The 15,979-nt window shown below is 62.7% G+C and carries 13 protein-coding genes; 10 read left to right on the top strand and 3 right to left on the bottom strand.

Translation table 11 applies throughout. The features are described 5' to 3' along the window. The first annotated feature begins 71 nt into the window (after positions 1–71). Positions 72–857 (top strand): 2-dehydro-3-deoxyglucarate aldolase, encoded by a 786-nt coding sequence (garL, locus tag P3T22_RS22185; RefSeq protein ID WP_429326127.1) that lies wholly within the window; start codon positions 72–74, stop codon positions 855–857. A 47-nt stretch (positions 858–904) separates the two neighbouring features. Beyond that, the gene (locus P3T22_RS22180) at positions 905–1,798 is read left to right on the top strand and encodes a 2-hydroxy-3-oxopropionate reductase (protein WP_429326126.1); all 894 of its coding nucleotides are present in this window, start codon (positions 905–907) and stop codon (positions 1,796–1,798) included. 212 nt (positions 1,799–2,010) lie between these two features. Here the strand turns inward: P3T22_RS22180 and P3T22_RS22175 are convergent, their stop codons facing one another. After that, positions 2,011–3,303, bottom strand: coding sequence for an MFS transporter (locus P3T22_RS22175; RefSeq protein WP_429326125.1), 1,293 nt, complete (start codon positions 3,301–3,303; stop codon positions 2,011–2,013). Positions 3,304–3,332: 29 nt separating this feature from the next. Then, positions 3,333–4,145, bottom strand: coding sequence for an NAD-dependent epimerase/dehydratase family protein (locus P3T22_RS22170; protein WP_429326124.1), 813 nt, complete (start codon positions 4,143–4,145; stop codon positions 3,333–3,335). A gap of 490 nt (positions 4,146–4,635) precedes the next feature. Here P3T22_RS22170 and P3T22_RS22165 point away from each other — a divergent pair, with 490 nt between their 5' ends. From P3T22_RS22165 to P3T22_RS22140, 6 genes are all read left to right on the top strand, one after another. Next, a complete protein-coding gene (locus P3T22_RS22165; RefSeq protein WP_429326123.1) occupies positions 4,636–4,968 on the top strand; it encodes a type II toxin-antitoxin system RelE/ParE family toxin in 333 nt (110 codons plus the stop codon). Then, positions 4,955–5,242, top strand: a complete 288-nt coding sequence (locus tag P3T22_RS22160) for a helix-turn-helix domain-containing protein (RefSeq protein ID WP_063498788.1) — start codon at positions 4,955–4,957, stop codon at positions 5,240–5,242. The genes P3T22_RS22165 and P3T22_RS22160 overlap by 14 nt, the downstream gene beginning before the upstream one ends. A gap of 469 nt (positions 5,243–5,711) precedes the next feature. Beyond that, positions 5,712–7,124, top strand: a complete 1,413-nt coding sequence (locus P3T22_RS22155; RefSeq protein ID WP_429326122.1) for a cytochrome ubiquinol oxidase subunit I — start codon at positions 5,712–5,714, stop codon at positions 7,122–7,124. A gap of 23 nt (positions 7,125–7,147) precedes the next feature. Beyond that, positions 7,148–8,152: a cytochrome d ubiquinol oxidase subunit II gene (gene cydB, locus P3T22_RS22150; protein ID WP_429326121.1), complete on the top strand. Its 1,005-nt coding sequence runs from the start codon at positions 7,148–7,150 to the stop codon at positions 8,150–8,152. Then, positions 8,127–8,318 carry a hypothetical protein gene (locus P3T22_RS22145; RefSeq protein WP_429326120.1) on the top strand — a complete coding sequence of 64 codons (192 nt, stop codon included), beginning with the start codon at positions 8,127–8,129 and terminating at the stop codon, positions 8,316–8,318. Before cydB ends, P3T22_RS22145 begins: the two co-directional genes overlap by 26 nt. 340 nt (positions 8,319–8,658) lie before the next feature. Continuing rightward, entirely contained in the window at positions 8,659–9,417 is a 759-nt protein-coding gene (locus P3T22_RS22140; protein WP_429326119.1) for a response regulator transcription factor, read from the top strand. A gap of 33 nt (positions 9,418–9,450) precedes the next feature. On the opposite strand, the gene P3T22_RS22135 is transcribed toward P3T22_RS22140, so the two are convergent. Then, on the bottom strand, positions 9,451–11,232 hold the full coding sequence (locus tag P3T22_RS22135; RefSeq protein WP_429326193.1) for an ATP-binding response regulator: 1,782 nt from the start codon (positions 11,230–11,232) through the stop codon (positions 9,451–9,453). 285 nt (positions 11,233–11,517) lie between these two features. Between P3T22_RS22135 and P3T22_RS22130 the strand changes: the two genes are divergently transcribed. Both P3T22_RS22130 and P3T22_RS22125 read left to right on the top strand, forming a co-directional pair. Continuing rightward, positions 11,518–12,309: a hypothetical protein gene (locus tag P3T22_RS22130; RefSeq protein WP_429326118.1), complete on the top strand. Its 792-nt coding sequence runs from the start codon at positions 11,518–11,520 to the stop codon at positions 12,307–12,309. Between the two features lie 241 nt (positions 12,310–12,550). Further along, positions 12,551–15,961, top strand: coding sequence for an alpha/beta fold hydrolase (locus P3T22_RS22125; protein WP_429326117.1), 3,411 nt, complete (start codon positions 12,551–12,553; stop codon positions 15,959–15,961). The last annotated feature ends 18 nt before the right edge of the window (positions 15,962–15,979 follow it).

Below are 15,979 nucleotides of genomic sequence, written 5' to 3'. Positions count from 1 at the left end.
ATGACCTATAACACTGAGTTCAGCACCCGTCAGAGCTTGCCCGGTCAATTGCAGTTCGAGGAGAGATCCCCATGACAGCCGTCACGCCTTACCAGTCCTTACCCAATAGCTTTCGCCGCGCCGTCTGCGGCGGCGAAACCCTGATCGGCTGCTGGGCCTCGCTCGCCAGCCCGATTGTCACGGAATTGCTCGGCGTGGTCGGCTTCGACTGGATGCTGCTCGATGCGGAACACGCGCCGAACGACGTTCTGACGCTGATCCCCCAGTTGATGGCGCTCAAGGACAGCCCGAGCGCGCCGGTGGTGCGCCCGCCGGCCAACGACAGCGTGTTCATCAAGCGGCTCCTGGATAGCGGTTTCTCGAATTTTCTGGTGCCGTTTGTCGATAGCGCCGAAGACGCGGCGCGCGCTGTCGCCGCTACGCGTTATCCGCCGCAGGGTATTCGCGGTGTCTCGGTGAGCCAGCGAGGCAATCGCTACGCAACGGTCGCCAATTATTTCGACATCGCCAACGACAACGTCTGCGTCATCGTTCAGATCGAAAGCCGCAAGGCTGTCGACAACATTGACGAGATTCTCGCCGTGGACGGCGTCGATGCCGTTTTCGTCGGACCGTCCGATCTCGCGGCCGCCTATGGCCACATCGGCAACCCGAATCATCCCGACGTGCAACAGGCAATTGCGCGCGTGTTTGAGCGCGCACAGGCCGCCGGCAAGCCGAGCGGCATCCTCGCGCCCGTGCAGACCGATGCGGAGCGCTATCTCTCGATGGGCTGCCGCGTCATCGCGGTCTGTGCGGATATGGGGCTGCTGAAAGCCGCCGCGCAGACGGTTCAAAAACACTTCATGCAGAAATGAGCGGACCGGAAGTGGAGACGGCCGCCATGACATCTACGGAGAATTCCATGCAAAAAGCAGGCTTTATCGGACTCGGCATCATGGGCAAGCCCATGGCCGCCAACCTTCTCAAGAACGGCGTGGCCCTTGCTGCGTTTACGCGCAGCGGCGTGCCCGACGAGCTCATCCAGGCCGGTGCCGTCGCGTGTGACAGCCCGGCCGCCGTGGCCGCGCATGCCGACGTGATCTTCGTCATGGTGCCGGACACGCCGGACGTCGAACGCGTGCTGTTTGGCGAACACGGCCTCGCCGATGCCTTGCGTCCGGGACAAACCGTGGTCGACATGAGCTCGATTTCGCCGATGGCCACGCGCGACTTCGCGGCCCGCGTGCGCGAGCGCGGCGCGGACTATCTGGATGCACCGGTTTCAGGTGGCGAGGTCGGCGCCAAGGCCGGTTCGCTGACCATCATGGTGGGGGGCGAAACAGCAACCTTCGAGCAGGTCAAGCCGCTCTTCGACATGATGGGCAAGAACGTCACGCTGATCGGCGCCGTCGGCGCGGGCCAGGTGTGCAAGGTGGCCAATCAGGTGATCGTCGCCGCGACGATCGAGGCCGTCGGCGAAGCGTTGCTGCTCGCCTCCAAAGCCGGCGTCGATCCGGCGCGCGTGCGCGAAGCGCTGATGGGCGGCTTTGCGTCCTCGCGCATTCTCGAAGTGCACGGTGAACGGATGACAAAGCGCGCCTTCGACCCGGGTTTTCGCATCGAGCTTCACCAGAAGGATCTGAATCTCGCGCTCTCGACGGCCCAGGCGCTCGGCGTCTCCTTGCCGAATACCGCCACCTGCCAGCAACTCTTCAACGCCTGCGTGGCGCATGGCGGCAAGGCATGGGATCACTCCGCCATGGTGCGCGCACTCGAAATACTCGCCAATCACGAAATCGGCCAGCAAACCACCTAAGCCAGCAGGTCCGGCTCCAGGCGCCGATCGATGCGCACGACGTCAATGCAACCACGTTGAATAACGTGATCATCGGTTCAACGACTTACAACACGATGGTCGTCGATAAACGTTAAGCGGGAAGGAAAGAAAAATGGCGGCGTCCGAGGACGCCGCCATTTTCATTTACCCGGCGCGCTTCGCGGCCGGCCCTAACCGTTACCCGCGATAGCTCACTTGATCACAGCACTCGCCGGCACCCAGCGCGGCTCGGGCAGCTTGTCGCTGCTTCGGGCGAGCAGGCACACCACAGCAGCCGCGATGATGTCGAACACCGCCAGCACCACGAACAACGGGCTGTATCCGATCTGCGTGACCAGCACGCCGAACAGCGCCGTAAACGCCGCCGCGCCCAGGTAGCCCGCCATGCCGCCCATGCCGGTGGCGGTAGCGACTTCGTTCTTGCCGAACATGTCGGAGGTGATTGCGTACAGCGCACCCGACAGGGTCTGGTGGGCAAAGCCGCCGACGCACAGCAGCGCCACAGCCGCGTAAGGACTCGCCACCAGCCCGACGCAGGCTGGCCCGATCATGCAGAGCGCGCCAACGACAAAGACCATCTTGCGCGACGTGAACAGCGAGACCTTCGCGTATTTATGAAACAGCGGGCTGAGGTAGCCGCCGAGCACACAGCCGATATCCGCGGCCAGAAAAGGCATCCACGCGTACAGCGCGACTTCCTTCAGGTTCATGTGCCGCTCGGTCATCATGTACAGCGGGATCCATGCGTTGAAGGTCTGCCAGGCCGGCTCGGAAAGAATCCGGGGAATGCCGATTGCCCAGAAGTCGCGGCTGCCGAGCATGGCAATCCAGCTGCGCTTGACCGCGCCGGCTTCGCTGTGCTTCGCCTCCTGTCCGCTGAGGATGTAATCGCGCTCGGCGTCGCTCAGCAGCTTCTGTTTCTGCGGGTGCTTGTAAAGCAGCATCCACAGCACGCTCCAGACAATCCCCGCCACGCCGACGATCAGGAACGCCCATTGCCATTGACCGTGCAACAACGCCCAAACGACCAGCGGCGGCGCCAACAGCGCGCCGATGGACGAGCCGATATTGAACCAGCCGATCGCAACGGAACGCTCCTTGGCCGGGAACCACTCGCTCGTCGCCTTGACGCCGGCCGGGATGCCCGCCGCTTCGGCGATACCGAGCACGCCGCGGAAGAACGCCAGGCTGCGCCAGCCTGTCGACCATGCCGCCGCGGCGCAGGCCAGCGACCAGGCAATCGCGAACGCCGCAAAGCCGATCTTGGTGCCGACGGTGTCGAGCACGTAGCCCGCGACCGGCTGCATGAATGCATAGCAAAGTTGCCATGCCACCACCACGTGCGAATACTGCGCGGTCGTGATGTTGAGGTCCTTCATCAGCGTCGGCGCCGCCACTGACAGCGTATTGCGCGCGAGGTAATTGATGATGAGCCCGGCCGCGATCAGGCTGACCATCCACCAGCGGATGCCCTTGATTTTCATGACTGTGTCTCCTCGTATTCCTTAACCAATCAGAACGGCTGGCTGGCGGTGTCGTCGCGTGAGTAATCGATGCCGACGAAGCTGCCGCCCTGGTAACGCTGACCCAAGGCGTCGAGCGGATTCGGCAGCGCAAGTATTTCCCCGGCATAGACCTCGGCGTCCTGCGTCGGCCGATAACCCAAACGCTCGGCGCCGCTGTTGTCCCACCAGCTCCGTGTGTTGGCCGAGACGCCCCACACGGTGATGAACCCGACGTCCTCTGCCTCGACACAGCAGTCAAGGAAATGCATCAGGTCGCGATGACCGAACCAGGTGCTCAGGTGCCGCTGCTCGGTCGGCCGCTCGAGGCAACTGCCGATGCGCACGCAAATACTCTCGATACCGTGCTTGTCCCAATACATGCGCGCGAGCGCTTCGCCCCACACCTTGCTCAGGCCGTAGAAACCGTCCGGGCGCGGCGCGCAGTCGAGACCGAGAGGGTCGGTGACCGGATACATGCCGATCGCGTGGTTGGAGCTGGCGAACACCACGCGCCGAACCCCTTGCCGGCGCGCGCCTTCGTATACCTCGACCAGCGCGCGCAGGTTGTTGTCGATGATCTCCGGCAGCGGGCGCTCCACGCTCGTGCCGGCGAAGTGAATCAGCACGTCGACACCCTCCAGCAGGCGATCGACGACGGCAGGATCGCGCAGATCGCCATGCATCACGTCCTCGCCGTCCACCAGCGGCGCCAGGGCTCTCGAGCCCGCGGCCGAACGTACGGGGATCCCGCGCGCGATCAACGCCGCGCGCACTACCGAGCCGAGCTGGCCACCGGCCCCACTCAGGGCAATCTTTTTCATAAGGTTCCTTTACAGCGCCGCGCGCGATGGGAGCCGGGGGACGGCAGGGAGTCGAGCCGTGGCGGCAGTGAACCGGGAACGCCCGGAAGTTGTACGATAACGTACTATCGTAGATAGGAAGGCGCATTTCAACCCGGCATTTACCCGCATTTTCGCTATCTGTCAGGAGAATTGCCTTTTATAGACAACCGCCTGCGACAATTCTATTTATGCGACATCGTATAACAAGACGTGCGAATAAGGACGTGAGCAATGCGTTATCCAGCCACCTCGCCGAGCGCCCGCAATCGCGTCCTGCACGACTCAACCCAGCCGAACCGCTAGTTGCGCCAACGCCGTCGTAACCGCTCATCGCGGTCCTGCCTTCGCCCTCTTCCCGTCGCTCGATCCCCTGCCAGGCAACGCCCCCCCGGTTTTTGCCGATTTACAGCAACAACTGGCAAGGTCGCCCGCTTGCGCAAAAGTAACATATTTGTTATTATGGATTCCAATGGCATTTACGATCGACTTCTACAACGAAAAGGTCAAAGTGAACGTTGCCTCATTGCCGAAAACGCTGCTCGCGCGCTTTATCGCGCTGGCCGATCGCATGGAGGAATACGGCCCGAATCTCGGCGAGCCGCACACTGCATCAATGGGTGGCGGCCTGTTCGAGATGCGCCTCAAAGGCGCGGAGGGTATCGCCAGAGTGTTCTACTGCACGATCGTGGAACGCAAAATCGTCATGCTTCACAGTTTCGTGAAGAAGTCACAACAAACGCCGCCTAACGAGCTGGACGTGGCGCGCAAAAGACTGCTGGAGATCAGAAATGGCAACGTATAAGGCAATGCGCGAACGGGCGCTCGCCGATCCCGAAGTACGCGCCGAATACGAGCGGCTGAACCGTGAAGAATTCGCGCTGCTCGATCAGATGCTCGCCGCGCGGCGTGAAGCCGGCTTGACGCAGGCGCAAGTCGCGGAGCGCATGGGCACGAAAGCGCCCGCTATCACCCGGCTCGAACGGGCGCTTGCTTCGGGGCAGCACTCGCCTTCTATCGACACGTTGCGCAGATACGCGGCCGCGTGCGGCAAGCAACTGTTTATCTCGATCGCGTAGCCCGCGTGCCCGTAGCGCTGAGCGTTCGCGTCGCTCATTCCTGCGCTTCCTGCGCTTCCTGCGCTTCCTGCGCTTCCTGCGCTTCCTGCTGTTCCTGCTGTTCCTGCTGTTCCTGCGCCTTGATCGCCTGCTTCACACGCATCCATTCGGCTGCATGGGTCTTCTGAATTTTCTGTATGCGTTCGGCAGGTCGGCTACCGCGTTGTTGCAGCGCGGTCTATTGCCGCAGTTTCGCGCCGACCGCGAGAAACACACCTAAGCACGCAATAAAGAAAACTTGATACCTATCAAGCATTTGCCGTCTCAAAAACGGAAATCCGCGCGAAACAACGTGGTTTTTTGACGCACGTCGCGTCGCAGCAAAAAGCCGTCCCTTCCCCTACTCTTGCGACATCTGCCCAGCGCAGTGCGCACCGACAACGGTCGACGCGCGTAGTCCGCCCTCGCGGGCATCACGACCTTCACGCTCATGAACTCCGCAATTTCGGCATTCGATCTCGCCCGCATTCAGTTTGCGTTCACCGTTTCGTTTCACATTGTTTTTCCGGCGCTCAGCATTGGCCTCGCCAGCTTCATCGCCGTACTCGAATGGCGCTGGCTGAAAACCGGCAAGGCGTACTACAAAGATCTTTGCCTGTTCTGGTCGAAGATCTTCGCGGTCGCCTTCGGTATGGGCGTCGTGTCCGGCGTCGTGATGAGCTATCAGTTCGGCACCAACTGGTCGGGCTTCTCCAGTTTCGCCGGGCCGATCACCGGACCGCTTCTCATGTATGAGGTCATGACCGCGTTCTTCCTCGAAGCGGGTTTCCTCGGCATCATGCTGTTCGGCTGGCAGCGCGTAAGTCCCCGCGCCCACTTCGGCGCGACGCTGATGGTGGCGATCGGCACGCTGATCTCGACCTTCTGGATTCTCGCGTCCAATAGCTGGATGCAAACGCCGCAAGGGTTCGAAGTCGTAAACGGCCATGTCGTGCCGCTCGACTGGTTCAAGATCATTTTCAATCCGTCGTTCCCGTACCGGCTCGCGCATATGGCGCTGGCGGCATTCATCGTTGCGGGGCTGGTGGTGTCCGCGGTGGGCGCATGGCATCTGCTGCGCGGCCGGCGCGATCCTGCCGTCAAGAAGATGTTCTCGATGGCGCTCTGGCTGCTCTTGATCCTCACGCCGATTCAGGCGTTCGTCGGCGATCAGCACGGTCTGAACACGCGCAAGTATCAGCCGGCCAAGATCGCCGCGATCGAAGGTCTGTGGGAAACCGAGCAAGGCGGCACCGCGCTGAATCTGTTCGGCATTCCTGATATGCAAGCGGAGACCACGCGTTATGCCGTGTCGATTCCGCATCTCGGCAGCCTGATCCTCACGCATAGCTGGGACGGCGAAATTCGCGGCCTGAAGGAATTCCCGCCGCAAGACCGGCCGAACTCGACGGTGGTGTTCTGGAGCTTCCGCATCATGGCCGGGCTCGGCGTGCTGATGATCCTGATGTCTATCGCCGCATGGGCGCTGCGCCGCCGCGAACGCCTGTTCGAAGCGAAGTGGTTCCAGCGCGTCGCCGTGGCAATGGGCCCGACTGGCTTTATCACGTTGCTGGCGGGCTGGGTCACCACTGAAGCAGGCCGTCAGCCGTGGGTGGTGTACGGCGTGATGCGCACCTCGCAGGCGGTGTCGCCGCTCACCACGCAGCAGGTCGGCATTTCGCTAATGACGTTTGTGGCCGTGTACTTCCTCGTGTTCGGCACTGGCATCTACTACATGCTCAAGCTGATGCGCTCGGGTCCGGCATTGCCGGGACGAACGCCGCACGGTGTGCCTGAACACACGCCGAATCAGACCGCGCGCCGCCCGCTGTCCGCCGTCGATCATATGATCGACGCCGCCTAACCTCTCTGCCTGCGAGAAAGAAAATGGACGTAACCGTAGCGTGGGCCGCGATCATCGCGCTGGGCCTATTCATGTACGTGGTGCTCGACGGCTTCGATCTGGGCATCGGCATCGTCTTCCCGTTCTTCCCCGATGAGAAAGAACGCGACCTGATGATGAACACCGTCGCGCCCGTGTGGGACGGTAACGAAACCTGGCTGGTGCTGGGTGGCGCCGCGCTGTTCGCCGTGTTTCCGGTGGTCTACTCGACCGTGCTGTCCGCGCTGTATCTGCCGCTGATCTTCATGCTCGTGTGCCTGATTTTCCGCGGCGTGTCGTTCGAGATTCGCGCCAAGGCCACACGCACGAAACATCTGTGGGATCTGGCGTTCATCGGCGGCTCGGCGGGCGCGACGTTCTTTCAGGGCATCGTGCTGGGCGCGTTCCTGCAAGGCATTCCGGTGATCGACGGCGGCTATGCGGGCGACGCCTTCGGCTGGCTTACGCCGTTCAGTCTGCTGACAGGCCTCGGTCTGGTTATCACCTATGCGCTGCTCGGCTGCTGCTGGCTGGTCGCGAAGACCGAAGGCGATCTGCAACGCCGCCTGCATCGCGTGGTGTGGCCGCTGACGCTCATGCTGCTCGGGTTCATCGCAATGGTCAGCCTGTGGACGCCGCTGCAAGATCCGAATATCGCGCAACGCTGGTTCCACGACAACCTGTTCTACCGTCTGCTGCCGGTGCCATTCCTCGTGGCGGTGTGCGCATTCTTCATGCACCGCGCGGTGCGTGCGCGGCATCACAACACGCCGTTCGTGCTGGCGCTCCTGTTGGTGCTGCTCGGTTACGCCGGGCTGCTAGTGAGCCTGTGGCCGTATGCGATTCCGTCGAGCATGACGCTCTGGGAAGCCGCCGCGCCGCGCTCGAGCCAGATGTTCACGCTAGTCGGCGCAGCGGTGATTCTGCCGGTCATCATCGCCTATACGACGATGGGTTATTGGGTATTTCGTGGCAAGGTGCGTCATGACGACCAACATCACTATCACTAAGGACGCGGGCGCCAACGCCGCCCGCAGCGCGTCTCGAACGCCAGTGCGCCGGCTGCCCGGCTGGCTGTGGTTCGTCGCGCTGTGGTGCTTCGGCGTGGCCTCGGCGATGTCGCTCGGTTTCGCGTTCAAGCTTCTGATGAATGCGACGTTATTTGCAGTCAAATGAATCGCGCATGTGCGTGATTTCATCTGGTGCGCATAACCTTCGGATTCCTGCGTGGACGGCTTCAAAAATTGCGGTGTGCGGCTCGTCTTCGTAACATGCTGGAACCTATGCGCGGGAGACCTACCTTACGCATAATGCTGGTGCAGCAAAGCAGCCGGCGATCATACAAACAGATAGTCACTTATGCGGCAAACCGGAAGGCGCGCCGCGCCACCGATCGGCATATGATCGCGGGGTAGCCGGCAATGACGCGATTCCAGAATAGAAGTAAAACGGGAAGTAAAGCCAGCAGCACGGCGGCGGTAGTCCACAACGCGCAGGCCCGACTCGCGGAGACATCATGAAGTTTCTTGTGGCCGACGACCATGAACTGATCCGGCAAGGCGTCAAAGGGCTGCTGCGCGGCCTCGATCCCGACGCGCAATTCGACGAAGCCGATAGCTGGGAAACACTCGCCGCCGCCGCGCGGCCCGACGCCGACCACGACCTCGCCATCGTGGATCTGCATATGCCGGGCATGAGCGGCGCTTCGTCGCTTGAAGCGCTGTTGAAGGCGAACCCTGCGTTGCCGGTCGTGGTGCTCTCCGCGGAAGAATCGCCTGACGAAATGCGCGCGGTGCTGGCCGCCGGCGCGCTCGGCTTCGTGCCCAAGCGGCAGCCTGCCAGCGTCATGCTCAAGGCGATCGAACTGGTTCTGTCAGGCGGCGCCTATGTGCCGATGGAAGCGCTCAGCCTGCTGGGCTCGCGTGAGACGCAAGCCGCACCGGCGCGCGCCGAAGCGGCGCCCGAGCTTGCCGCTCAGGGCGCCGCCCAAGCCTCGGCTCAGGGCGGCGCCGCGCTCACCGAACCGATCGCCCAAATCCAGGCGCTGCAGCCACACCAGCAGCATTTGCTGGAGAACCTGTCGCCCAGACAGCAGGACATCATGCGGCTCGTGCATCGCGGCTGGACCAACAAGATGATCGCGCGTGAACTGGGCGTCGCGGAAGGGACGGTCAAGGTCCATCTGTCGGTGATCTTCCGGGCGCTCGGCGTGCACAACCGCTCCACGGCGATCGCCGTGATCAACGGCTGGCTCGAGGGCGGGAAAACGCTGTAATAACGGATTGACGGGCGGCGCTCATGCCGCCCTTCATGCCGCCCGTCCTTTATCCAGTTCCGCCTGCTGCCACAGCATTTCCAGGGTACGCCGCAAGCGCGCCGGCGTGACCGGTTTGTGCAGCACCGGAATCCCCTGCAAGGCCAGCGCCGCCAGCTCCGCCGACGCCATATCGCCCGTGATCAGCAAGGTCACCACGCCTTCGTGCCCCGCCCGCGCGAGCACATTGCGCACGGCCGACAGCGCTTGCGCGCCGGTTCGGTGATTCGCCAACTGGTAGTCGCATAACACGGCATCCGGCACGAAGCCGTCTTCCAGCGCGACCAGCGCGTCGACCTCGTCGCGCGCGCCACGCACGATGCAACCCCAGCGTCCCAGCAGACTCGTCAGGCCTTCGAGAATCGACGGTTCATCGTCGATGCACAGTACGCGCCGCCCTTGCGCCGACGGCCCGCCCGCCACCGCCTCGTTCAGGCTCGCGACGATCCCGCCGGCGTCGCCCGCCTGCACCGGAAAGCGGAGCACCGAGCCGCGGCCCGGCGCCGAGCGCAGCTGCAACTCGCCGCCGCGCATCTCGATCAGACGCTTCACCGTCGGCAAGCCCAAACCGTGCCCCTGGCGCGCGTCGCGCTGCGGATTGGCGACCTGATAGAACTCTTCGAAGATGCGCTCATGCTCCTCCACCGGAATGCCGATGCCGGAATCGCGCACCTCGATATAGCCGCCCGAACGACGCCCGGCGCGGCGATAGCCTACCCAGATCGCGCCTTCCTCGGTATAGCGCACCGCGTTCGAGAGCAGGTTGCTCAGCACGCGTTCGAGCAGCACCGGATCGTCATGCAAGACCACCGAGGTTGGCGCGATCCGCAACGCCAGGCCCTTGGCCGCGGCTTGCGGGCGGTACTGGCTGCCGACCCGCTCGAACAGCTCCGACAGCCGGAAATGCAAGCGGATCACCTGAGTCACGCCGCTTTCGAGCCTGGCGAGATCGAGCACCTGGTTGAACAGCTGGTTCAACGCCTCGACGTTATAAACGATGTGCTGGGCCGTCTTCGCAAGCTGCACGGGCGTCGCCGCCGTGTCGTTGAGCGAAGCCGCCAGCAGGCCGATCGCATGCAGCGGCTGACGCAAATCGTGGCTCGCGGCGGCAAAAAAGCGCGTTTTGGTGAGACTGGCCTCTTCGGCGACCCGCTTTTGCGCCGCCAGCGACTCCGCCAGGTACTGCTGATCGACACGCGCCTGCACGACCTGCTGGAACAGCTTGCGATAGCTCAGCGCATACACGTTGATCGCGCAGAAGAAGAATGCAAGGACGATCGCGAGAATCGTGCGGTCGAACGTATGCGTGCCGAAATGCAGCACGATGGTGGGAAACAGCAGAAACGGAATCGCGGTCGAAAAGTTCAGCAGATCGAAGCCGTTCGACATGAACACGCCAGCCGCCAGCGTGACGAGCATCACTGTGTGCAGCAGCGGCAAATCGGTTTGCGGGCTCTGGAACGCGAACCACACGGCCAACCCCGGCGCGCTATACAGCAGCACGCCGCGCACCGCATGCAGGTTGATCCAGCTGCGCGGCGTGACGAGGTGCGGGTAGCGGCGATTGCAGACCCATAGCGCAAGGCCGCCGCAATTGGCCACCGCATAGAACCCGAAGCACGCAATGAAGAGCCGCGGCGACGGGACGTTCGGCCAGTAAATCGCCACCAGCACCGCGATCGAGAACCAGTGCGAAAAGAAGGCGATCGGATCTTGCGCGTACAGCACGCGCACCAGGTCTTCATCGATTGCGCGCTGGATCGGGGCGGCCCGCATCATGCGGTCTCCTTTGTCGACCGGAGTTAGCGTGTCGACCAGAGTTAGCGCTTCAGCGCTTACTCTGGTCCCATAGCGCTTACTCCGGTCCCATGCAAAGCTGTCGACCGGACGGTTTACCCGGCAGTTTACCCATCAGCTACCACTTAATCCATATAGTCGAAGCCGTCGCCGGAAACCATACTGAGTTCACATTCCAGCGCGGCTTAACAGCTCCAACACCCCCTTCTTTGCCTGCAGTCGAGGCTCCCCGCGCTCCCGGCCTTTCCCCTTATGGAGGTTTTCATGGGCGCAGTTCCGAGCCACGCGTTCGTCCGCAATCTCGACGATGCGATCCTGCCCGACCTGTGGCGCCGGCGTACCCAGCTGTCCGCCGACGAAATGGTGTCGATGGTCGATCTGGTCAAGCGGGCGTTGCGCACCTATCACCCGCTTGAATTGCAGGCGCTCGGCGAGGACAAGGAAGAACTGGTCGCGCAATTCATTTACTCGAAAGTGCTGCGCCTTGCGCCCGGCCACACGGAGACTCATGCCTGCGCCGACAGCGCGCCGTCCAACGGCTACGCATTGTGCGCGTATTTTCGCCGTTACCTGATCGACTGCCTGCGCAGCGCCGGCCATCAACGCAATGTGTCGATGGAAAACGAAGGCATGGCGCAGGAAATCGATCTGCACGCACACGCGCTGGAAGACCCTGTCGACAGCGTGTTGCTGCAATACGGTCTGGACGAGCAACGCGTGCGGCTCGCGGCGCGCGCCTTTATCGACAGCCTCGACGAGCCGGAGCGCATCGTGCTGGCCGGCAGTCTCGGCTGGTGCTCGGAAGAAAAAGGCGGCCTGTCGGCAGTCGCGGCTCAGCATCGTGTGCCCTCGTATCACTATCGCGCCGTCAAACTTGGCGTCACCATGAAAAAGACGGCCGGGGCTGACGAATTTTCCAATACCAAGATCGGCCGCTGGCTGAGCGACGTGCTCGGCATCGAGATCGACATCGACAACCGCGCGGCGATTCTGCTCGCGTTGAATCTGCTCGCTGCCGAATCGAGCGCCAGCGAAATGAATGAAGCGGCCGCCTAATATCGCATTGGCAGACTCGCGTGGGCCGCCGGCCGCTCTTTTCTCCTGCCCGCAAATCGAGCACACTTCACGCAGGCGCCACGCGCCACGCGCCACGCGCCACGCGCCACGCGCCACGTACGATGCGCCTTTTTTTGTCATCGCGCACCACCTACGATAAAAAAGCCGCAGCCGTACGCCGTCTTCCCTCCGAAGTCCGGGTTCCCCTACCCGGCATCCCCTTTCTGACGAGGTGGTCCTCATGAACCGCTTATCGAGCGCCCTGACAGCAATGCAGCCGCATTACGATGTAGTGGTGGTGGGTTCGGGTTATGGCGGTGCGATTGCCGCGAGCCGTATGGCGCGGGCCGGCAGAAGCGTGTGCGTGCTGGAACGTGGGCGCGAATTTATGGCCGGCGATTTTCCGCGCACGCCGATCGAAGGCGCCGCGCAGGTGCAATACAACACCGCCCTCGCGCAAGTCGGCTCGCCGCTCGCGCTGCTCGAAGTACACCTGAATAAAGACGTGAATGCGGTGGTGGGCTGCGGACTGGGCGGCACGTCGCTGATCAACGCGAACGTCGCGCTCGAAGCCGAACCGCGGTTGTGGGACGACGACCGCTGGCCCGAGGCGTTACGCGCCGACAAGGCCGGACGCGACAAGGGCTACGACCTTGCCCGCGCCATGCTGCAGCCGTCGCCGGTGTCCGGCGATTTTTCGCAGCTGCCGAAACTGCAGGCGCTCAAACAATCCGCGCAGGCGCTCGAGATGGCGGATCGCTTTTACCCCCCGCCGGTCACCGTCACCTTCGAGGACCGCATCAACGCCGCGGGCGTCGAGCAGAAGGCCTGCGTCGGTTGCGGCGATTGCAACTCAGGCTGCAATTACGATGCCAAAAATTCGACGCACATGAACTATCTGCCCGACGCGGTCTCGCACGGCGCAGATATTTTCACGGGCGCAGCGGTGCATTCGGTGTTGCGCGACACAGCCACGCAAAAGTGGATCGTGCGCTTTCAGGAGGTCAAGCTGGGCCGCGAGAGTTATCAGGCGCCCGATTTGTTCGTGAGCGCCGATATCGTTATCGTGTCGGCTGGCACGATCGGTTCGACCGCTCTGCTGCTGCGCTCGCGCCAGGAGGGGCTCACCGTTTCGGACATGCTCGGCAAACACTTCACCGGGAACGGCGACGTCCTGGCCTTCGCGTACAACACCGAGGAGGTGATCAACTGCGTCGGCTGGGGTGCGCACAAGCAAGGCGAGATCCCGCCGGTCGGGCCGACCATTACCGGCATCATCGACCACCGCAACACCCCCAACGTGAAAGACGGCTTCGTGATCGAAGAGGGCTCGCTCGCCGGGCCGGTCGGCGCCGCGATGGTCGCCCTGCTCGGCGGCGCCGCGCCGCTCGAAGGCGTCGACATTCCCGCCCCGCGCGCCGCTGGTGAACCACTCGGTTACGACGCGCGCGTGATCGAAAGCTTCCTGCGCGGGCCCTATTACGGCGCCCTCAACCACACGCAAACCTACCTGGTGATGGCGCATGACGACGAAAACGGCCAGATTAGCGTGAATGACAAAGGCAGGCCGCGCATCGACTGGCCGAACGCCGGCAAGCAGTCGATCTTCCAAACCGTCGAAGAAACGCTAGAAAAAGCGCAGGCGCCACTCGGCGGCAAATACGTGCGCAACCCGATTTCGACCAAAATGCTCAAGAACCGCACCGTCACCGTGCATCCGCTCGGCGGCTGCGGGATGGGCGAGGACGCGGAGCGCGGCGTCGTCGACCATCAGGGCCGGGTTTTCAGCGGCACGACAGGACCTGCGGTGCACGAAGGCCTGTACGTAATGGATGGCGCAGTCATGCCGATGTCGCTCGGCGTCAATCCGCTGCTGACGATTTCGGCGCTAGCGGAACGCAATTGCGCGTTGCTCGCCAACGCGCGAGGCTGGAACATCGACTATCTGGCCAAGGGCACCGCCGCTGCACCGGCGCCCCAACAGATCGGCCTGCGCTTCACCGAAACGATGATCGGCACCTATACCCCGGCCGTCGCGGGCGTTGCCGCCACCAGTCCGATCGAATTCACGCTGACCGTAGAATCGGACAACCTGGCCGATATGCTGAGCAATCCGCAACATCTGGCCCACACCACCGGCACGCTGACTTGCCCCGCGCTCTCCGCGCAAGCCATGACGATCACTGACGGCACCTTCAACCTGTTCGTGGTCGATGAGTCGGACGTGGACGAGCGCAACATGAATTACCGCATGACGCTCAATTCCACCGAAGACAAGACGTACTACCTGAGCGGACAGAAGATCATCACGCGTACGTCGCCGGTCAATCTATGGGAACAGACCAACACGCTCTATGCCGAAATCCGCGAGTCGCTGCAAGCGGACGCGCCGGCGATCGGTCAAGCAACGCTGGTCATCACGCCCGAGAATTTCCTCAAGCAGCAACGCACGCTTGAAGTCACTAACACACCCGATCTGAAAACGCGCCTTGAATGGACCCTGAAGTTCGGCAAGTTTTTTGCGGGTGTGCTGTTCGCCGAATACGGCGGCGTGGCTGCGCCCTTGCAGTTTTATGATCCGAAGCTGCCGCCGCGCCCGAAGCGCGCGCTGCGCACACCCGCGCGGCAAGTGGCCTTCTTCGACACGCCCGACGGGACCACGCTTCGACTCACGCGCTACGCCGGGCCGACCAGCAAACCACTGCGTCCGGTGCTGCTGATCCACGGCTCCGGCGTGTCGAGCCGGATCTATTCCACCGATCTGATCGGGACCAACCTGGTGGAGTATCTCTGTGCGGCCGGCTACGACGTGTGGCTCGTCGATCTGCGCGTCAGCATCGAAATGCCGAGCGTGCTGGTGCCGACCAATGTCGACAAGGTCGCTCGCGAGGACATTCCGGCCGCGGTCGCCAAAGTGCGGGAGTTGACCGGGCTGCCGGACATTCAGGTACTGGGCCACTGCATGGGTGGGTTGGCGTTGACCATGTCGCTGCTCTTCGGGCTCGAGGGCGTGCGCTCGGCGGTCATATCGCAGGTCTCGGCGCATCCGGTGCCGGGCACGCTGGAAAAGATCAAATGCGGGTTGCACGTCCCGGACATCATGGAGCATCTCGGCGTGCTCGACCTGACCGCTTTTACGGAACACAGGTCATGGCCCCAGAACCTGCTCGATGAAGCATTGCGGCTCTACCCGCTCAATCACCAACAGGGTTGCGGCAGCCCGATCTGCCACCGGGCGACCTTTCTTTACGGCCTGCTCTACGAACATGAACAGTTGAACGAGACGCTTCACTCGAATCTGCAGGAGTTGCTCGGCGTGCACGACGTCGAGGTGTTCAAGCATCTGGCCGCCATGGTACGAGCGGGCAAGGTTGTCGATGCCAAAGGCAAAGACGTTTACCTGACGGGTAGGGACGGCATGAAAGGTCTGGAGGGCATGCGCCTGCCGATCGGCTTCATCCACGGCGAGAAAAACGAAACCTATCTGCCGAAGAGCACCGAACTCACGTACGACATGCTGGTCAAGCACTTCCCCGAGCAGCCGTATGAGCGGCATCTGATTCCCGGCTACGGGCATATCGACTGTATCTTCGGCAAGAACGCGGCGGTGGATGTCTATCCGGTGATTGCGCGGTATCTGAATGCGCATTGAGGCACGCTCGCCCGATCG

It is taken from the genome of Paraburkholderia sp. GAS348 (genome assembly GCF_050434205.1).
Taxonomy (GTDB): Bacteria; Pseudomonadota; Gammaproteobacteria; order Burkholderiales; family Burkholderiaceae; genus Paraburkholderia.
The sequence above is the reverse complement of the archived record's forward strand: the minus strand, read 5'-3'. Positions and strand labels throughout refer to the sequence as shown.